The organism is Fibrobacter sp., from assembly GCA_024399065.1.
Lineage (GTDB): Bacteria > Fibrobacterota > Fibrobacteria > Fibrobacterales > Fibrobacteraceae > Fibrobacter.
Window position 1 is genome coordinate 1 of the sequence record JAKSIB010000022.1, and the last position, 19572, is coordinate 19572.

General features: G+C 47.4%; 20 protein-coding genes. 4 read left to right on the forward strand and 16 right to left on the reverse strand.

Going from position 1 to position 19572, the window contains the following annotated elements:
- Positions 1–99: 99 nt before the first annotated feature.
- On the reverse strand, positions 100–1419 hold the full coding sequence (locus MJZ25_10875; protein MCQ2124676.1) for an aspartate kinase: 1320 nt from the start codon (positions 1417–1419) through the stop codon (positions 100–102).
- A gap of 223 nt (positions 1420–1642) precedes the next feature.
- On the opposite strand from MJZ25_10875, the gene MJZ25_10880 reads away from it, so the two are divergent.
- Positions 1643–2644: a sigma-54 dependent transcriptional regulator gene (locus tag MJZ25_10880; GenBank protein ID MCQ2124677.1), complete on the forward strand. Its 1002-nt coding sequence runs from the start codon at positions 1643–1645 to the stop codon at positions 2642–2644.
- Here MJZ25_10880 and MJZ25_10885 read toward each other — a convergent pair.
- The 3 genes from MJZ25_10885 to MJZ25_10895 form a co-directional block, all read right to left on the reverse strand.
- Positions 2600–3532: a hypothetical protein gene (locus MJZ25_10885; protein MCQ2124678.1), complete on the reverse strand. Its 933-nt coding sequence runs from the start codon at positions 3530–3532 to the stop codon at positions 2600–2602. The two genes, MJZ25_10880 and MJZ25_10885, sit on opposite strands and share 45 nt — an antisense overlap.
- A 58-nt stretch (positions 3533–3590) precedes the next feature.
- A complete protein-coding gene (locus MJZ25_10890; protein ID MCQ2124679.1) occupies positions 3591–5126 on the reverse strand; it encodes a phosphomannomutase in 1536 nt (511 codons plus the stop codon).
- Between the two features lie 126 nt (positions 5127–5252).
- Positions 5253–5462, reverse strand: a complete 210-nt coding sequence (locus MJZ25_10895) for a glycoside hydrolase family 5 protein (protein MCQ2124680.1) — start codon at positions 5460–5462, stop codon at positions 5253–5255.
- Positions 5463–5615: 153 nt separating this feature from the next.
- Here MJZ25_10895 and MJZ25_10900 point away from each other — a divergent pair, with 153 nt between their 5' ends.
- Positions 5616–7223: a hypothetical protein gene (locus MJZ25_10900; protein ID MCQ2124681.1), complete on the forward strand. Its 1608-nt coding sequence runs from the start codon at positions 5616–5618 to the stop codon at positions 7221–7223.
- Here the strand turns inward: MJZ25_10900 and MJZ25_10905 are convergent.
- Positions 7220–7759 (reverse strand): hypothetical protein, encoded by a 540-nt coding sequence (locus MJZ25_10905; protein MCQ2124682.1) that lies wholly within the window; start codon positions 7757–7759, stop codon positions 7220–7222. The genes MJZ25_10900 and MJZ25_10905 overlap by 4 nt on opposite strands.
- Before the next feature lie 32 nt (positions 7760–7791).
- Between MJZ25_10905 and MJZ25_10910 the strand changes: the two genes are divergently transcribed.
- Positions 7792–8661 (forward strand): patatin family protein, encoded by an 870-nt coding sequence (locus MJZ25_10910; protein MCQ2124683.1) that lies wholly within the window; start codon positions 7792–7794, stop codon positions 8659–8661.
- A 67-nt stretch (positions 8662–8728) separates the two neighbouring features.
- Positions 8729–9508 (forward strand): 16S rRNA (adenine(1518)-N(6)/adenine(1519)-N(6))-dimethyltransferase RsmA, encoded by a 780-nt coding sequence (gene rsmA, locus MJZ25_10915; protein ID MCQ2124684.1) that lies wholly within the window; start codon positions 8729–8731, stop codon positions 9506–9508.
- A gap of 47 nt (positions 9509–9555) precedes the next feature.
- Here the strand turns inward: rsmA and MJZ25_10920 are convergent, their stop codons facing one another.
- The 11 genes from MJZ25_10920 to MJZ25_10970 all read right to left on the reverse strand — a co-directional run bounded on the left by MJZ25_10920 (position 9556) and on the right by MJZ25_10970 (position 19520).
- On the reverse strand, positions 9556–9783 hold the full coding sequence (locus MJZ25_10920; GenBank protein ID MCQ2124685.1) for a hypothetical protein: 228 nt from the start codon (positions 9781–9783) through the stop codon (positions 9556–9558).
- A gap of 29 nt (positions 9784–9812) precedes the next feature.
- The gene (locus MJZ25_10925) at positions 9813–10220 is read right to left on the reverse strand and encodes a transcriptional repressor (GenBank protein MCQ2124686.1); all 408 of its coding nucleotides are present in this window, start codon (positions 10218–10220) and stop codon (positions 9813–9815) included.
- 36 nt (positions 10221–10256) lie between these two features.
- Positions 10257–10841: an NADH peroxidase gene (locus MJZ25_10930; GenBank protein ID MCQ2124687.1), complete on the reverse strand. Its 585-nt coding sequence runs from the start codon at positions 10839–10841 to the stop codon at positions 10257–10259.
- Positions 10842–11073: 232 nt separating this feature from the next.
- Positions 11074–11532, reverse strand: coding sequence for a hypothetical protein (locus MJZ25_10935; protein MCQ2124688.1), 459 nt, complete (start codon positions 11530–11532; stop codon positions 11074–11076).
- A gap of 73 nt (positions 11533–11605) precedes the next feature.
- Positions 11606–12847 (reverse strand): LlaJI family restriction endonuclease, encoded by a 1242-nt coding sequence (locus tag MJZ25_10940; GenBank protein MCQ2124689.1) that lies wholly within the window; start codon positions 12845–12847, stop codon positions 11606–11608.
- A 260-nt stretch (positions 12848–13107) separates the two neighbouring features.
- Entirely contained in the window at positions 13108–13284 is a 177-nt protein-coding gene (locus tag MJZ25_10945) for a hypothetical protein (GenBank protein MCQ2124690.1), read from the reverse strand.
- A 10-nt stretch (positions 13285–13294) separates the two neighbouring features.
- Positions 13295–13819, reverse strand: a complete 525-nt coding sequence (locus MJZ25_10950) for a hypothetical protein (protein ID MCQ2124691.1) — start codon at positions 13817–13819, stop codon at positions 13295–13297.
- A 103-nt stretch (positions 13820–13922) separates the two neighbouring features.
- Entirely contained in the window at positions 13923–15413 is a 1491-nt protein-coding gene (locus MJZ25_10955; GenBank protein MCQ2124692.1) for an AAA family ATPase, read from the reverse strand.
- Positions 15414–15415: 2 nt separating this feature from the next.
- Positions 15416–16426 carry a DNA cytosine methyltransferase gene (locus MJZ25_10960; GenBank protein MCQ2124693.1) on the reverse strand — a complete coding sequence of 337 codons (1011 nt, stop codon included), beginning with the start codon at positions 16424–16426 and terminating at the stop codon, positions 15416–15418.
- A gap of 755 nt (positions 16427–17181) precedes the next feature.
- Positions 17182–18651 carry a putative DNA binding domain-containing protein gene (locus MJZ25_10965; protein ID MCQ2124694.1) on the reverse strand — a complete coding sequence of 490 codons (1470 nt, stop codon included), beginning with the start codon at positions 18649–18651 and terminating at the stop codon, positions 17182–17184.
- A gap of 365 nt (positions 18652–19016) precedes the next feature.
- Positions 19017–19520, reverse strand: a complete 504-nt coding sequence (locus MJZ25_10970) for a hypothetical protein (protein MCQ2124695.1) — start codon at positions 19518–19520, stop codon at positions 19017–19019.
- Between the last annotated feature and the right edge of the window lie 52 nt (positions 19521–19572).

A 19572-nucleotide genomic window follows, 5' to 3' on the forward strand; every position in this document is an offset into this window, starting at 1 on the left:
CATAGGCTTTTTAGAACCACCGGCCTAGCCGGTGGTTTTCATATACCCAAAAAAGCCCGCAGCGTTGAACTGCGGGCTGTTTTTTCACGCTACTAAGAGTTACTTAGTGAATGCGTCGTAGATGGCCTTGATGGCCTTGTTCATGTCGTCTTCATCCACACCGGTGATGATGTTGATCTGGGAAGAACCCTGGTCGATGATTCGGACGTTGACGCTGTTTTCTGCAAGGGCGGTGAAGAGCTTTGCTGCAACACCGATCTTGTTGGTCATGCCATGGCCAACGGTAGCGATAAGGCTGATGCCCTTGAAGATCTTGATGCGGTCCGGATGCATCTGCTGAGTGATGTCTTCCATGACCACGTGCTCAACGGCTTCCAGCTTCTTGGTATCCACAACGATGCTCATGGAGTCGATGGCGCTGGGGCACAGTTCGTAGGAAAGGCCTTCGCCTTCGAGAACGGCCAGCACGCGGCGGCCGAAACCAACTTCCTTGTTCATCATGGACTTTTCGATGTAGATCATGGAGAAGCCCTTACGGCCGGCAACGCCGGTGATGGGAAGCTTGGTGGATTCCGGAGTGGGGCCAATGATGGTGCCGGCGTCTTCGGGGCGGTTGGTGTTGCGGATATTGATAGGAATCTTCTTGGCGCGGCAAGGAGCGATGGATTCGTCGTGAAGGACGCTTGCACCGGAGTAGGCCAGTTCGCGGATTTCGCGGTAGGACACGTATTCGATGGGCAGCGGATTTTCGACGATGCGGGGGTCAGCCATCAGCATGCCGGAAACGTCGGTCCAGTTTTCGTAGGTTTCGGCGTCGATTGCGTTGGCGAGAATTGCGCCGGTAATGTCGGAGCCGCCGCGGCTGAAGGTCTTCAGTTCGCCACGGGTGTTGGAACCGTAGAAGCCCGGAAGAACATAGAGCTTGTTCTCGTCGGAAAGGGCCTTGGCGATGGTTTCGTAGCTGGAAGGCAGAATGCGGTACTTTTCATCGAAGGTGATGATGGGGAAAGTATCCACGAATTCGGCACCCAGGTACACGGACATGACGCGAGCGCTCAGGTATTCACCGCGGCTCACCAGGTAATCGGTGGTGATGGATTCAACGTCGTCGCGGAGCTGCTTTTCCAGGATGTCCAGGTCTTCGGCAACCTTGGGTTCGATACCCAGGTCGGAGCAAATTTCGAGATAGCGGTTACGGATCAAGTTCCAGGGTTCGGAGAAATCCAGGTGCTTGGAAGCCAGATCATAGGTGCTGTAGAGGAGGTCGGTCAGCTTGGTTTCCTTGGGATTGCGCTTGCCCGGAGCAGAGACCACAACCACCTTGCGCTTTGCATCGGAGGAAACGATGTTCTTGATTTTACGGAACTGACCAGCGTCGGCAACAGAGCTGCCGCCGAACTTACATACGATTCTAGACATGTGTTTTCCTTTGGGCTGCCGGCCCCTGGGTCCCAAGCCTCGCGCCCCGTTCGGAGCGACAAACCTTCGACTCGGACCTACTTGCCTAAGCCAGCCTCTTGTGAACACCCTGAAGCGTCTCCATTCTACGTACACGAATGTAAAATCTTCAAGGCGGGCGTAAAATTAACAAAAAAGGGTGCTCATTTAAAGGGAAAAAAGCGTGTATAGGGCGGGAGGAACTATGATAATCAAAGAGAACATGCTAAAAATTGCCGCAAATTCCGATATTTCCGTACTTTTGCAGGGAGAATCGGGCTGCGGAAAAGAGGTGGCGGCACGCTATATCCACGGCAGAAGCGCCAGGTCCAGGGGGCCTTTCGTGGCGGTGAACTGCGGTGCCATTGCATCCAACTTGGCGGAAAGTATTTTGGAGGGTGCGAGAAAAGGTGCCTATACGGGGGCGAACTCGGAGCAAGTTGGCGTGGTACGAGCATCCAGCGGAGGAACTTTGTTCCTTGATGAAATTGGGGAAATGCCTATGGAACAGCAGTGCAAACTTCTGCGAATTCTGCAGGAGCGTTCCGTAATGCCCTTAGGCGCAACAACGAATATTCCCGTGGACTTCAGGTTGATTTGCGCCACCAACCGCAATCTTCGTGATGAAGTGGCGGCCGGCCGCTTCCGTGAGGATCTCTACTTCAGGCTGAACGTGTTCCCCATAAAACTTCCCGCCTTAAGGGACCGCAGCGACTTCGAGAATATCGCCCAGGAACTTTGGGCGGAAGCCAACATGTCACCGTCCAATCCGTTACCCGGCTACAGGGCGCTCCCGCTCTCCCCCGCGGAACTGTACAAACTTAAAATCCAGCGCTGGCCCGGCAATGTTCGGCAATTGAAGAACGTGCTGCAGCGTTATGCTCTGCTCAAGCCCTACAGCGCATCCCTTCAGGAAATTCTAGACGAGGAATTCGCGAGTCCAGATTCTGCAACCGCAAGATCTGCAGCACTGGAAAGCGCTGCCCTGCCGCGGCTGTACGACCCCACAAGGCAATACATTCCCACGCGTCAAAACAACACCGCTCCGCACCGAGAAATTATCCTGGCGGAACTTCACAAAAATAACTGGAATAAAAGTGCCACCGCCCTAAAGCTCGGAATCAGCCGCGGCAGCCTCGCCTATCAAATCCGCAAGCACGGACTAGAACTTCAGACCCAAGGAGATGTAATGGTCACCAGCCTGTAATGCAGGCTTCGGACTATAACCATAATCAAACACGATCATGCTGAAGGCAATACCAAGACCACAGCTGAGTGCGTTTCGGGTATTCGGTCGAATAGCGTAACCCATACGGAAAGACAAAGTTTTCAAGTAATTGACTTCACCACCAAAGAGCCAGTAGGCATCAGTATCTGCACGACGGTATGCGTCGGCAGAAACATGGGCATTCCACTTTTCCGCAATGGGGAAGAAACCGGAGACGCCGGCCTGCAAAGCCATAGGTTCCGCCTCATCCTCGCCATCATAATCACCCATAAAACCAAAGTTTGTCAGGGAAGCGGCGAAAGCGAAATACTTGTTCACCTTGAAGGAGCCCGCGATGTCACCCAGGAAGGCAAGGGCAGATTCATCATCGATGGTCTGCTGTGCCAAACGTACATTCGCACCCCAGTTGAAAACTTCACCTTGGCTTCCGAGGCCAGCCTGAATGCTCCAGGCAAAAGCACCATATTCGGTAGTCAAGTTGCCGTATTCGTCACGGCCTTCGATGTTATCGTAACCGATGAAATCAATAGATGCCGATGCGGCAACCTTGTAATTCGAAATGGCAAAGGGAATGCCGTAGTAGGCGGAAACAAAATTATCCGCGCGGTTTTCACCAAAGATCAACTGGCTAACACCAAATTCCGCATTCTTGATGGTGCTCATAGCCAACGGATTACGGGAAGCTTCAGAAGCTCTCGCAGGGTCGGCAACACCGGCGCCGGAAAGTGCAGCGGAACGGGCAGCAACAGGCATGGAAAGGAACTTCATGGTCACGCCACCAAGATCAACATTCCAATGTTCGCCAGCAAAAGCAGACGAAGCAAAGGAGCCAACAAACAGGGCGGATGTAAGAAGTTTCTTGATCATGCTATCCAAAATACAAAAAATTTAAACCTATGGTGATGCCGGCAGCGGAACACCAACGCTATTTACGCCAACCTTCCATGACCTTGAGGCAGTCAGCCAGCAATTCTGCGGAACGTTCCTTGCCTTCGGTTTCCACGTAGCAGCGGAATTCCGGAGCATTGCCACTGGGGCGCAGGTGAACGATATCGCCGGAATCAAATTCCATGCGGTAGCCGTCCACTTCATTCAGGCCCACCATCTTTCCGTGGAAAATGGGAGCAGGACCATCCTTGGGCTTGAACTTGCTAGGCTTTGCAGCAAACTTGCCGAACAACTTTTCACCAAGTTTCTGTTCGCGGATTTCAGCAAGCTTTGCCTTGGAAATTTCGGTGGGGAATTCCTTGAGACGGTCGCTCACAGTAAAGCGCTTGGGCAACTTGCGGAGCAAATCCACAACGCACATCTTCTGTTCACGGACCATGACCATCACGGCAATCATGGGGAGCAAAGCATCACGGGTAGGCAAGGCCTTCAAGGTACGAGCCACACCATCGTAAGCGACGCGAGTCAAGTCCGTCTGCAGCAAGAAACCACCGTTAGCTTCGTAACCGGCGACGGAACAATCTGCGGAACCAGCATCAACCAAGCTTTCCATGCCGGCGATTACATAAGGTGAACCGATGCGGGTGCGGCAAATCTTTTCGAAGCTGTTGCACTTTTCAAGAGAGGTATTGCAGCTCACCGGAGTAGCAATGCGCTTGATGCCGAGAGCCTGGGAAGCGAGAATGCCCAGCACATCACCGCGAAGCCACATGCCCACGTCGTCAGCCAAAAGCGGACGGTCGGAGTCGCCATCGGTACTAAACACAGCGTCCACATAATCCTTGTGGGTAAATTCGCGAGCCAGTTCTTCATCTTCGGGGCGGATAGCTTCGGTATCCACCGGAACAAAAACGTCGCTGCGGCCAAAGGGCTTTACGCAGGCGCCAAGACTTTCAAGAACACGGACAACAATGTCGCGACCTACGGCAGAGTGCTGATACACACCGATGGTAAGACCCTGGAGAGCCTTTTCACCAAAGAATGCGGGATAGCGCTTGCAGTAGTTTTCTTCAGCCTCGGTTTCAACAGCGGGAAGTTCAGGAGCAGCGACGAGCATGCCGTCGGCACCGAACATAGATTCATCGAAATCCACAGACTGGGAAACGATGCCCTGTTCGTCAGCCTTGGTAATTTCACCGTTCGGGTGATTGAACTTGATGCCATTACGGTCAGCCGGAATATGAGAACCGGTCACCATGATGGTAGGCAAATGCTTATCCAAGCCATAAAGGGCAATTGCCGGAGAAGGAATACGTCCGCAGTAAGTAACCTTCCAGCCAGCATCCTGACCAGCCTTCACCAGAGCCTGCAAAATGCGACCAGTACTAGGGCGAAGGTCGCCAGCAATAGCAATTTCCTTTTCGCACTTGTAGGAAACTTCGCAGTACTTGATAAAGGAACGTGCGTAAACGTAGCACACGCGATCAGTCATGGCACTTACGAGACCGCGGGCACCGCTGGTACCGAAAGCTACGCCGGACTGTTTCATTACATCTTGCATTGCAACGGACATAAAAACCTCTCTAAAATGCTTCGGGTCAAGCAAACACAAAACCCGAGCCAAAATTACATCAACAAAATAAAAAAAGAACGAGGTTCACACATACCCCGTTCTTCATTCAAAGCACCATTATTTTACTTAGTAGCGCACTTCGTCAACCCAAGTCTGCCATTTATTATTGGCGGCAACACCGGGAGTGCCCTTGCCATCTGCGTTGCCAGTTCCCCATTCCGTAATAAATACAGAGTAGCCGGCCTTCATAGCTTCTTCCACATTCTTGCCTTCCTTATCGGCAGCATGGGTATTGGCGTAATAATGGAAAGTGTAGGCAACATTGGGATCGTCAATGGGAGCCTTAACCTCAAAATATTCAATTTCAAAACTATTCCTTTTTTAAAACAACATTTCAAAGCCGCCAGCACTTTTTTTACACAAGAAAAACCGCTATTATCAAAAGATTTTTTTTCATATTCTTGTTTCTTTATATAAGTTTATAATGCTATGAATTTGAAAACAAAGTTTATCGTCCTTACTGCAGGTCTCGCCGCATTTGCCCAGGCCCAAGACCCCCAAACCGCAAATACAGCTCCCGTAGACACGGCAACTGTTTCCGCAGTACCGGCAGAAACCGCGGTTGCCGATTCCGCAGCCACTGCAACTACCGAAGCAGTAGCAACTGCCGACACTGTAGCAACCGCCGAACAGTCTTCCACAGAAATCGCTCAGCCGACCGATGCTGCAACAGACTCTACTACAACCGCAGAACCAGTCGTTCCTATTCCGCTTCCTGAACCGGCACCCGATAGTGCCGTCGCAAATGCAGAAGTTGTTAACGACTCCACAGCAAGCGCACCCGTAGCAACCGACTCTCTGGCACAAGGCACAGTCGCCACAGATTCTGCCGCTGTCGACACCTTGGCAAAAACAGACGCCTCCATCAAGGATTCCATCATTTCGGCAAACGTAAACGAATCCATTTCCGACGACTCCCTTGCCAAGCTTCTTGCAGTCCATAAGGATTTAAACGTCCTTCACGGTAACGCCTACAACATTGTGGGCAACGAAGCCGCCGCCTCCACAATCGGTGGCGATCTTGCAATGCCTCATAAAATGCTGGGCCACAGACTGGGATACTTCGAACCGATCAATGGCTATGGTGTAGCCTCTTTCGGAAGCGACTCCCGCACCTACTTCCTTGCCTTTGACAACAGCAACGACCTCGGCCTTGTTTCTGCCGGCGCAGCCTTTGGCAAAATAGGTGGTGCCTTAAGATTTGCAGTCGGCAAGAATTGGAGCACAACCAATGTCGATATAACCAACACCGAAGAAAAACTTAATGAAACATCCTCCGGAACCCTTTTTGGCGGTGTCGTTTCTGCAAACCTTCTCGGTTTCGACATGGGCTTGGACTTGCAATTCTCCAACCCGAGCGACCAGTTCTACGCAAGTAACGCCTTGGCCAAAGTAGACGTCAGCGTCTGGGATTTCGAAGGCAAGTTTACCCTTGCAAACTCCAACAACAGCAGATTTGCATGGGCATTTAACCTGTCCTTCCTGAGACACCAGCAAAAGACATCCACCACGCAGGTCAGCTACTTCGTGGGTGCCGATGGCAAGATTTATAAGTCTACCATCAGGACCGTCGAAACAGACACCAGTTCCTGCGTCGCCGTGGTTCCTGAATTCAACTTCGGCAGCACCGTTCTTGAATCAGAAAAGTCCCGACTCTATGTCGGCTTGAATACCGCCGTGCCTATGGTAGCCTACGACAGAATTTTAGGTGTGGTCAGCCGTCATAACGAATACGGTGTGGAACTCGCACCCAACATTCTCGGTGAAGTCGTTCTCGGTAAGTACGTCATGGCCTTCGGTAGCGCAAGCTACCAGTGGAACGCCGTAGAAATTTCCGACGCATACAAGGTCAATGCCGGCACCAAGAAATACAGCACAAAGTCTGGTACCACCACTGCAAATCTCGGTATGAGACTTCACACCGACTACGCAGCCCTCGAAATGGTTTTCACAAATCAGTTCGTGAAGAATCCGTTTAGCTCTTTCAGCAACTCGGATGAAATCGGATTCTCCATCGGCGCTTTCATTAACTTCTAAACCATAGAATTTAATGCAAGAACCTTGTCTGCAAAATCCTCAAGATCTGCAGACACCACAAGAATCAATTTTTCCAGATTGATTCTATCGGGAATGGTAATCACATCAGGGAGGTCGTCGCATTCAGCGATGACCTTTTCTAAATCCACAAAGTAGTCGTTCCCAAGCTGCCAATAGCCGGGAGGCGTGGGCATGTCAACCATGACAAAGTCAAGTTCCCTACAAGCGGCTAAAATCTTTTCACTACTGCGGAGGTTGGCAACGCACTGGGCCTGAGGAAACTTCTTGCGAATAGCGAGAAGCGTTTGTGCCATGTAGACACTACCTCCCATCTTGGGTTCACGAACATAGCAACAGTCATTTTCCACACGTCGAATTCGACCAGGGATATCGCAAACTTCCACCGCAGAGTTCCCGTCCACAGTATAGCCGATGTTCATCCCAATTTCAGGAAGAACCTTGTAAATGTTTGCGGACACAAAACGGTCGGCGCAAGCTTTCAAATTTTCGCAGAGGAATTTTTCTTGTTCGTTCACAGAACTTAATTTAAAAATTTAGATTTAAAGCGATGTTCAAGTTTTTTGTAAAAGATGTAGCTCTGGTTCTTGAAGGCGGCGGAATGCGCGGAGCCTATTCTGCAGGCGTTCTTGACGCCCTTTACGATGAAGGCATAAAGTTTGGCGGTTATGCCGGAACTTCTGCAGGAGCAACGCATCTCTGCAATTACCTTTCTGAACAACGTGATAGGAATTTCCGTCTGGATACCATCTATTCCCAGGACAAACGCTACATGAGTCTTGGTAACTGGCTACGCACCGGAAACTATTTCGACCTGAAATTCTGCTACCATACCGTTCCCGAAAAACTCGATCCATTCGATTACGAGACCTTCGCAAGGAACGCTGCAGAAACCCCTTTCTACGCCGCAGCAAGCAATGTGGAAACCGGAGGATCGGAACATTTTATCGTCCACGATTTACGCACCGACATGGATGCCATCCGCAGTTCATCTTCGCTACCGCTCATGAGCAGCATCGTCCATTACCAAGGCAAAAAAATGATGGACGGTAACGTTGCCGATAGCATCCCCTTTGAATTCATGGACAGCATCGGGTACAAAAAGCAAGTCGTCATCACCGCCCGTCACAAAGGCTATAAGAAAGAAGCTAATTCCCTGTTGCCGATTTACAAGCTGGTATACCGCAAGTATCCCAAGTTCGTAGAAGCCGTTGGTGACCGCCACATTCGTTACAACAAGTGCCTCGCCACCCTCGCCGACTGGGAAAAGCAGGGAAAATCATTCGTATTCCGCCCCAGCGTGAATATGAAAATCGGCCGCGTCGAAAAGGACGCCGCAAAGATTACCGCCCTCTACGCCTTAGGCTTCAAGGACGCCCGCGAAAACATGGACGCCCTCAAGAAATTCCTGGGCATCTAATTTCGCACCGACTTGTTTTCGTACAAATCTAAAACGCGGCGTCCACAATATTTCTACATTTCAAAATATGGATAGAGCTCGTCGTCGTAAATTTGGCCAAAACTTTCTGGATGTCCCCACCGCCATCGCAATCGCAGGTGATCTGCCCGCAAACGAGGGCGAAGCCGTTCTGGAAATCGGTCCGGGCCACGGCGCCCTTACGGAACATTTGCTGAACCGCGGCGTCGACCTCACTGCTGTAGAAATTGACGAGCAATGCGTCGAAGTGCTCAATGGGAAATTCGGCGACCGCAAGAATTTCCATATTACCAACATCGACTTCCTGAAATTTGACTTGGAAGGCTTCCTGAACTCCCACGAAAAACCCTGGGTCACCGGCAACCTTCCCTACAACGTTTCCACTGCAATTATCGCAGGGCTCATGCCCCGTCTCCATTTGACCAAGGGCTTCATGGGCATGGTTCAGTTGGAAGTTGCAGAACGCATTTGCGCAGCCCCCTGCAGCAGCAATTACGGCAGCCTCTCCGTTCTGGTTTCCGCCTTTGCGAACACCCAGATCCTCCGCAAGATCGGTCCGGAACATTTCACTCCGAAGCCCAACGTAGACAGCGCCACCATGCTGCTCACCCCCCGCACAAACGCCCTGGTCGCACCCGAAGGTTTCTTCGATTTTGTCCGCGCCGCATTCACACAAAAGCGCAAGACCCTTTCCAACTCTTTTGGAAAGGCCTACGATAAAAAGAAAATCCAGGAAGCCATAGAGGTCCTGGGTTATCCCGCCACTGTCCGCGCTGAAGAACTCAGCCCTGAACAGTTCCTTGAATTCTACAACGTGATTGTCAAATAGTCACTTGATGTCACCCTAGAGGCAAAGCCGATAGGGTCCATTATTCCTTACAAGCCGTATACAACGAGGAAACCGCCGGCGATAAAATCAAGGAAAAGCATCAAGGCATTTGCCCCGACGGATGGCATGTTCCGAGCATCGATGACTGGGAAGAACTCAAGAGCTTCATCGGCGAAAACAACGATGGCGAAGGTGTCGGCGTAAGCTTGAAATCTACCGAAATGTGGCAACAAAAAAAGGCCTGGGTAAACCCAGGTCTTTTTAAATTTCAGCATTTTGTTTTTGCGGATTCACATCGCACAAGCTAAGCTTTCTTGCTGCAAGTTGCACAAGTTCCAAAAAGCTTCAACTGCACACCCTTCAGCCTAAAACCTCTAGGGAGCATGGAGCCGCATTCGGGAGGTGCATCCATGATGTCAAAAACCTTCCTGCAGCCATCGCAAATGAAATGGCAGTGAGGAGAGCAGTCGGCATCATAGCGCAGGAAACCTTCGCCAAAATCCAAGGTCAGCACAAGGCCGTTATCACTGAGAAGCTCTAGCGTGTTATAGACCGTGGTCCTGGAAAGGGACGGATTATCAGGCAGCAGGGCCTGGTAAATTTCGTCCACCGTAGGGTGGGTCTTTACGCCACGCAGATAGTGGAGCACAGTCGTCCTCTGGATGGAAGGGCGAATTCCATGCTGCGATAAGAATTCTGCGGTAGCTCTCATTGTAACCTCGACGAAGGATTTTGAGTAATTATAGAATTACTTGTTGAAGTAACGGTTCAGGAGGCCTTCGAAGGCGCCACCGTGACGGGCTTCATCCTTGCACATTTCGTGGACGGTGTCGTGGATAGCGTCGTAGTTCAGTTCCTTGGCGCGCTTAGCAAGAGCAAGCTTGCCTTCGGTAGCGCCAGCTTCGGCTGCCACGCGGAGCTGGAGGTTCAGCTTGGTGTCGGCATGGACCACTTCACCCAGGAGTTCAGCAAACTTTGCGGCATGTTCAGCTTCTTCGAAAGCGATGCGCTTGTAGGCTTCGGCAACTTCCGGGTAGCCTTCGCGGTCGGCCTGACGGCTCATGGCAAGGTACATACCCACTTCGCAGCATTCACCGTTGAAGTTTTCGCGGAGGCCCTGGACCACTTCCGGATCGAGGCCCTGGGCAATGCCCACCTTGTGTTCGTCGGCGAAGACGGTCTTAACAGCCTTTGCACCGGCAGCAGCTGCAGCGGGAGCAGATTCACCTTCGCAAACAAATGCAGCCTTCTTAGCCTTGCAGAGAGGGCAAACTTCCGGAGCTTCTTCGCCCATGTGGATGTAACCGCAAACCTTGCACTTCCAAACCTTCATAATATGTCTCCTTTCGCCTTTGGCGAATTTTAAGTTTTGAGCGTTTTTATTTGTCTCACGCTTCATTTTTGTAACGATTACAAATATATAATCATTCCAATCTCTTGTCAAGACTTTGTGCAAAAATATTTGTAATAATTACAAATTTTCTCTTTTGAATAATTTTTCACTCCAAAACAAAAAACGCACATTTTACAATGTGCATTTTTTGAACTATAGCTGACAAGGGCTTTTATTTCACATTCACGCGCTGCATCAAATGATCCTGCTTGACCAAGTAAGCGCCAGACTTGCGGAAACGAGTCTTCAAAACTTCATTCAAGGATTCGCCATTCTTGACCTCAATTTTACCTAGGAATTTTCCCTGCATATCGAAGACAAGTAAATCGCGTTCTGATATTTGCAAGTGAATCTTGGCAATGGCCGCAGCAACCACAGAAGAGGAAGACGGGAGCAAGGATTCCATGCTAGAGGATGTTTCCGCAATGACTACGTCACTGGATGAGCTCTCAGGGATTACAATTTCATCGGAGGAAGAAGTCGGCGGAAGAACCATCTGGCTAGAGGAACTTTCCGTAATCATCTCGCTAGAAGAAGTTTCCGGCACAATCACTTCACTGGAGGAACTCGCAGGAGTTGCAATTTCGCTGGAACTGCTCAGAGGCAGTACACTGGAAGAGCTGACTTTCATTTTTGTTAAAAACACAACTAAAAAAGCCCCTAAGAAATTTTAGGGGTAAAAAGGTCCAAGAAATTAAACCTTTTTATTGCGACAACAATAAAATCGCCAATTCTGTCTGGCCGATTGTATTCTTATTGTAATTCTGCATTACAGATTTTACGTCAAGCAAAACACCATGAATTTTGTGATATGGTCTAGCAACACAATTTGCAGCATCACATTTTTTCCAATCACTATAGGCGTAACCTAGATACTTCATTTTAAATGGAAGTGAAGAATCTACACCTTCTGCATTATACGGCATAATGAAAGCATTGTAAGTAGTCTTTTGCGTATTCTGTTCGGCAAATTCAGCATAAGCCAGCTGCTTCGTTATGGATTCAGACTGCGGCAGCGTTCCACCATCAACACCGTACGTATAGAACTTGGAATCCAAAACAAAAATTGAATCATCCACCTGCATGATCGTATCAGGACGCATTTCAACTTCAGCTTTATTTACACCATCAATTACCCAGCCACATTTCGGATAATAATCCTCTCTACGCTCCGTTCCAAAGATGCGTTCAATCATTGCCTCCCAAACAGGAGCGAAAGTATTCACCCCGAAATAGAATTCATCCGGAACAACATTCTCTTCGGATACATTCTTTCCAAGATATTCAACAATGCGAACCATATCATGAAACAATTCCAAGGAGCGGTCATTAAATGTCCTTGAGACCTTCCCCATAAGTACTGAAGAAAACATCTCGTAATCAAAATCAAGTGATGGAGGTTCCTGAATATCAATGCCGAAAATGAATCCGATTCTTTTTGACGCATCCCAAACGCAGTACTTATGGATGAGAGAAACTAGCTCGCGCTCATTATTATTCGTATGACGGGTAACAGGGTTCAAGTAGACAACGTTTTCATCAACAACATCCAGACGCAAAGTCCTTATAGTTCGATTCCAGTCAACCTTACCATTGCCACCTTGTTTGAATACAATCTCCTGTTCAGAATAGTAACCATACTCAATAAAATTTCTAAGCAGGTTAACGTAGGCGCGCATTGGAAAATCCGATAACTTGGAGTCAGAATCTTTGCCAATAATACTTGAATTTTCATGCGCATCCGTTAGTTCCGAATCGGAAAGTACATCAAACAAATGCATCACTTCTTGACGGAGCTCATCTTCATTGATATTAGCAATCGCTACATCATTCTTGAAGTAGCCCAGCGGAAAACATATCTGCAAACATCCGTTATTACGAATGCCAACGAACTCATCGTTATGCAGCTTTGCTTCGCAAGTACAATAGTCATTCAGTCTAGGCATTTTTCATCTCTTCCATAAACTCATTTGCATCATCAAAATGGAATATGGAAATGCCTTGAGTCCCAAGGAACTTTATAAAGTCCTCCTCGGCCATCCCCGCAATTTCAGCGCAGTACCCAACAGGAACTCCATGATTCTTGTAGAATTCAAGTGCTACAACACGCTTAGCTAAGGAAAGCACACTTTCCTTAGCCATATGCGTATCAAACAGCACTTCTTCTGGAATGTCTATGGATAACTGGCACACGGACTTTTCCCAGCTAATGCATAAATTGCTGCACTTCTTCTGTAGTCAGGGGACGGCCCAGCTTCTTTATGAGAGCAATAGCATCATGCAAACGAATAACAGGCTTTCCCCATGGATCAACCAATCGACCGTCCGGCGCAAAGGAGTCTATGTCCGGCAACTGAATTTTATTCTTCTTATTTTCAGGCATGAAAGTACTCCTATGGATAATACCGGGCAACAAGTTTTGTCGCGCCGCATGTATCAATATACATTTTTTGACCATCAATAGAAAGAGCATAAATATTCTTTGTGTAGTATTCTATCAAGTCCGTTTTTGCAACAAATTGAACAAAGCCAGCATTACCAACTTCAAAGCTCAACTTACATGCAAAAGCAAAAAGTTGACCACCAACACCTATGTATTCCTTATCAGCGCCCCTGTTAATTGGGGCAGATTCAACAAGTTTTACATGGGTAAATAAATTCTGGCACTCGTGTTTCAACGCAATTCTTCCTTGAACTCGACTATCATTCACAGCGAACAAATCGTAAATTTCAAAACCATTTTTTTGGGGGATACTCCAATCAAAAAGCCAACCATTCGCAAGCCATTTCTTCGCGGTTTGTTTTGATATTTTATTAGAATGTAACTGGAATTCAGTTTGGACAATTTCGCCAGACAATCTGTGGACAAGGCACTGAGTAAGAGCATCTATTTCAATGCCAATTGCAACATCATTCATCTTAACTCCTTCCTCGCAGACAAGCGTAAATATGCGAAGACAAAAATATTTTTGCTCGTTTGAGCACCTAAAATATAGGTTGCAATTTCACCATTGTCAATAGTTAATTCCCAAAATTTTTGAACACGCCAAACTTTACTTCATGGAATTTGGAAATCAAATTTTCAAGCGTGTCGCAGCCGTCAATAAAAATCTGAGGGCGTTTGAACTTGAAGGCATCATCCCACAAGTACTTCAGAACTTTTTCGGCAAAAATCTTTTCAGAAATTTCACCATTTACGTTACACACGAACCACACGCCAAGCCGCTTGTCTTCGGTACTAGAAAGTCCCTTGAGAAGGATCGTCATTTTGCGATTTGCCCATTCCCAGAATTCGCTCCAGGAAGTTTCTGTACCAGCAATCTTTGCATCGTGTTGAATACAAACAGCTTCCGTCTTAAAATTACCTGCGTCGTCCTTTGCAAATTCATTGCGAACTAATTCCATATCAAAGCGGCGCTGGAAAGCATTATCCAAGGTGAACACATTCTGATCCGAAGTATTCATGGTCGCAAGGATGGAGAGGTTAGGCGGAAGACGAATCGGGGTAATTTCCGAAAAATGTAATTTTCCAGTTTCACCAAAACCAGGCCAGTTGATATCTATCGATTTATAAGCCGAGACCTCGCCTCTTCCATCCTCAGGAGTATACTCAACAGGAGTTTCACAACCATCATGATTTTCTTTTAGATAGCTACTAATACTTCGTATGTAGTCATTCATATCATCATGATCAATACCATAAACACTCCAGCCAGCTCCATAACCAAATTCGTCCTTATCATCATTTGGTTTTATTCGATCGCACAGTTGGAAAACTTCGCCTAAGATCGCTGATGCCTGACCTCGGTTGATTTCATCAATTACGAGGTAGAAATTTTGATTTGGATTCAGGTATGCGCGTCGTAGAATTTTCGCAAATGGACCCGGTGTAAATTCGTAGCTTACACTGTGATTTTTTAACTTCGGTTTAATCTGTCCGATAAATTCCGCATTCGTATAATCAGGGTGAAAGACAACTGAAATTTTGTTGAAGTCAGGAACATTCTTCAATTGTTCTTTGATTGTATTACTTTTCCCGCATCCTGGAACTCCGTAATAGATGATTTGGGAATGCAATTGCATTTCCTGTTTTTTTTCTTCAGCAGCTTTAGAGGGGATGTTTTTATTTTGATTAGCAAGATGTCTTTTAACTAGAAACATTTCAAGAGAAATTTTCTTTTGAATTAGCTTCATCATCCCATTAAAATTAAATCCCTGATAAACATTCCACAAAGACTCTTCCGGGTATTGTTGAACCAAAACATATTGATCATCTCGTAACTTTGAAATGCCACTAAAAATAGCGTCATTTAGATGATCTTCATTACTAATTGGATTTAAAAGAACTACACACTCATTTCTTAAAATTCCACTATTTAGGCGGTTTCGACTAGCAGCAATATACTGAGACGAATCCAAAACCTTTGATGTTCCAATAATTGTTTCATCAGCCTTAGCTTCGCTAAAACCATTCTTTTGTAGAAAGTTCTCTACATAATATCTAGAATCCATAATCACACACCCCACTTCTTAAAGTTGTTCTTCTTCTGTGCTTCCGGAGAACTTGCACCAAGTGGGAAACCCATGAGGTATTCTGCATTTTTAGGAGCAGGGCGTTCAAACACTTTTTTGAAGTTACGGCACCCTTGATGCTTCATCATAGAAGGCGCAGAATAATTCGCCATCGTTGTGGGAGTATGAACCAATCCCAGTTCTTCACCAAAGGTTTGCTTAATCCATGTTTTTTGAATTTCAAATACCTTTGCAATTTCATCATCAGAAACGACTTCTGTGTATTCACCGTCTTCAATATGACGATTCACAAGAATTCTAAATGCAGACGCAGCAACAAAAGGAGATTGCGCGTTACCAACACCCTTCAATTGTTCTCGACGATTAACAACAGAAACATCGTCGCCAAGATCATCGGGATTTTTGCTCCAGTATACACCCTTAAATTTCGGCAATGACGTGATATGATTTTTTATGTTTTCAAATACTTTTTCGTCTTTCACAGCTAAAAGCCAAAAACGATTTCTTTGATGATCTGCTCCTAAATCAGAGCAGCTCAATCTACAGAATTTAACCTTATAACCAACAGATTCTAAATCCGACTTAGCCTTGCTTATGGCGCGCAATACAACATTTTCACCAAAGACAATCGGAGCCTCAGACTCTTTTACAAACCTAAACATCTCATCCCAAAGATTTTTCTCTGCAATGTTTTTACCATGAGCTGCAGTGCTGAAAGCTTGGCAAGGAAATCCTCCACACAATACATCAAACTGATTTTTAAAATCAGCGCCATTCAAAGCACGAAGATCCCCATAGATTTCAAATTCATCCATCCAGCCATCTTTTTGGCGCTGTTTCAAAACCTGCTGACAAAATTCATTGATTTCAACTCCGGCACAACATTGATGTCCAAGAAGTTCTCCACCATAAATTCCACCGCCAATCCCCGCAAACAAATGAAATTCTTTGATACATTGCTGTTCAGCAACTACAGTCTTCTTTCCAGCCATTCCTCTCGCTCCTCGAGTTGAAAGTGAACGAGTCCCCCTCTCGTTCCGGAGCGATGATCCTGGCCAATTTCTGCAGCAGTCTTAAGTAGAGCGACTATCCGTACACGGTTCCATTCCGCGATTGCAGATGCACAAAAAATGGCGAGGAGCATTGCTGCTTCCCGCCTAAATGCGACGACTAATCCCTACAATTCAAAAACAAAACTCGCCTAGCCCACCTGCGAAAACAAAATGGGCGTACGCCAAAACGCCTTGGCGCGCATGCACGAAAGCGAGGGTCTAAACCACTGGGTACACGACCCCCAGGGTGCAACACGCCCAAACATTTTGGGCATTCCGAGATTTGTCTTATTCTTGGTTCAAGAAAGTGTCTAAGTTTCAGATACGGAACAAGAGCAAAACTCACCAAGAGCTTTGCTCGTTCCACATTCCCCGACACGATTTAAATGAAAAAGGGCGGAGGGGTTAATGCATTTATCTATCTGAGGCCTTAGACTGCCGGAACCAATAAACACAGAAACCCACGCCCCATAAAGGCCGCATTGCAAGCGCATATTCAATGAATAGAATATGCACACCACAAAACGTTGCCGACAAGTATAACTTACCGACAGACGTGAGTCCGTCTCATTCCTGGTTCAGAAAGTGTCTAAGTTTCAGATACGGAACGAGAGCAAAACTCTCTATTTACGTTGAATATAGAATTAAAATCCGTTTCAGGTCAATAGAGCGCTGTGTTTATTTAATCGTTTTGGCTATACCTCCTTATCCAAACCTGCAAGCACCTGTTTGCCAAGTTCCGTTAGACGATACTTTTGAGTACGGCTGTTTGGCTTATCTGGAACTGTCTGTTCTACATAGCCTAAAGCAAGTGCGGGAAGCAAATATTTCCAACTAAAATTGTTCCTATCCTTTAAATACAGCCTTCGCATCAATTCACGGCGCCCCATCTCCCCATCTAAATGTTTCAACAACGCCCACACATACCCATCAACTTGCTGGGTGACTTGCTGGGTGACTTGCTGGGTATCATGGGGGGCATCATGGGGGGTGCCGTTCAACGGAAGCGTCAACTTAAAGCCATATTTCGTTTCTTCAAAGATTGGCAACGCTCCCTTCGCGTAAATGGGCAAGTATTTCCAGGTATTACGCACACCGGAGCCGAGGCGTTCAAAACGGCCCATCTGGACCATAAAATTGCAGATGGTCGGGTTACGTGCAAAAGGTTCCAAGTTTGCAGGGGTAATCCTATCGATGTAATACTGAACGCAGGGATTGGTGAATTCCACGCGGTCCTTGTAAATCATGATTCGACCAGGCGAACCATGCATATACTCTCTGTGAGAAATAATGTTTGAAACAGCCTCACGGAAAATCTTGCCTCGCAAACTGATGCGCTGATCTCCCTCCAAATAGAACGGATCCGGCAGATACTTCGCAATAAAATTCATCACCTGCTCGTAGGTGTCAATCAAGTTGGTTCGAATCATCTCTCGATCATCATAACGGATTTCGTCTTCACGACGCAACAAGCAGTCGAAAAGTAACGCAGGATCTGCCCTGAAAATAGCTTCATCCGTTCCGAACATTAGAACAGCAGCCAGATTCAAGCAACGTTCATTGGTATTACGATCCACCGTATAGAAACCGCCATACTGCAAAAGTTCCTCAAAGGATAAATTCGCCCACGGATGGTTATTGAAAGTTACCGCCATCAAGTTTTGAGCCTTACGGCAAAGTTCCGGGCGCAAGTCCGCCATAGTAAATCCGTGCATGGGGCGCTTCTCTGTAAAAAGCCCAAGCTTACGGGTCAGCACTCCCGAAAGCACGTTGGTATTGCGAGTTACAAAATCCCCATCGTCACTGCGCAAGTAAACTTCCCCATCACAGCGATGGATTTCGGAACTTTCCTGAACCTGGCAAACAATGATTGTCTTGCCATCAATTTCACACTCCTCAGGATAAAGATTGCAGGCGGGATTTATTTTCGTAGGGTTATGAGCAAGGCTTGCCAAATCTTTTTTCATTTGGGGAACTGCCTGTGGATTCACACCCACAATGGTTCCATCGTCATCAACTCCTAAAAAAATGAAACCGCCCGTTGCGTTGAGAAAGGCACAGACCGTCTCAAAAATATTGTTTGGCAGCTTGTCTTTCGCCTTCTTGAATTCCACACGCAAGCCTTCGCCTGCACGGAGCATTTCCATTACATGTTCATTAATCATACACAATCCTTGACGATACCTCGCCACAACCGCAGCGAGGATATTTTTCAACAAGGCAGGCACCGCACTTACGGCACACGCCCATTACTTCTGTTTCATGTCTTGGATGTTTTTGCGATTTCTTGTAGGCGAGGGTATTCCCCGGCATTACCTGGCGCGATTCGACACATCGCAATCGCGTACTCGAGCAGGCTGCGTCTCCTGCCAGCTATCCTACAAGTCCACAAAATGTGAACGGGCCCGCCCGTGGATGCCTCGGAACCTTTCTTCAAAAGTTCGCTCGCCTCAGTCAGCGGGATTATAAAAACTCTTTTTTGCCCCACGGTCAAAGCACTTGGCATTCGCCATGGCGGCTTTTGCGAAATCTACTTGCCACCTCTCGCTTTACGGTGCAACTTCGGCGCACCAGCCAGATTTGCCGATCTCGGCCACTTTGACTTTTTTAAATCAAGGGCATAGGGGTAGCGCTGTTCGCGGACCACCTGTCGCAGGAACATGTTGACACCTGTGGCCAAGTCAAAACCAAGGGATTCAAATACGCGCTCGGCGCCCTTCGCCACTTCGGCATCCACCTTTACAGTGGCCTGGTAGTCGGCGGCAGGTTCGGCGGCCACCTTGACGGAAGAACCCGCAATCAAGTTCTCGGCAGTAGTAATCTGCAAATCAAGCAACTCCTGCTGCAGGGCCTTGCGCTGCTCAATCTGGGCAGCAAGCTCAGGCAATTCCGCAACCTTTACATAGCGGCTCTTTACCTTGTCGCCTTCTCGCCATTGCAAGTAATATCGATCCTTGCCCTGGATACACTTTTTGGTGATAGAGCCTTTAGGCAGAGACTCGATTTGCGCCTTGATTTGTTCTTCGCTTTTCATAACCTACAATATAAACTACTATTTAAAAAACGTCAATAGACGTAGGTTATTT